We start from the raw sequence: 248 nt of genomic DNA on the forward strand, positions 1-248 counted from the left end.
CTCCTACCTGAGCGAGGCCTTCCCGGAGCTTGACCCGGCGGGCGCCACCGGCATGTGGTCAATCCTGATCGCGCTGGCCTTCGCCTCCACCTGGCTGGTCATCTCACGCTGGAAGCAGTGGGCCGACCTGAAGACCACCGTCAACAATGGCTGCTTCGGCGCCATGCTGCCGGTCTTCAATACCGCCTCAGAGGTGGGATATGGCGCGGTGATCGCCAGCCTGGCCGGCTTCGCGATGGTCAAGGAGG

1 protein-coding gene is annotated in these 248 nt (G+C 65.3%); it reads left to right on the forward strand.

Features of this window, described 5'->3' with window-relative positions:
• Positions 1–248 (forward strand): hypothetical protein (locus tag R0J88_RS22355; protein ID WP_410901221.1); only part of this gene is annotated, 248 nt, incomplete at both ends.

Source organism: Pseudoalteromonas sp. SIMBA_162 (genome assembly GCF_046535955.1).
Classification (GTDB): domain Bacteria; phylum Pseudomonadota; class Gammaproteobacteria; order Enterobacterales; family Alteromonadaceae; genus Pseudoalteromonas; species Pseudoalteromonas marina.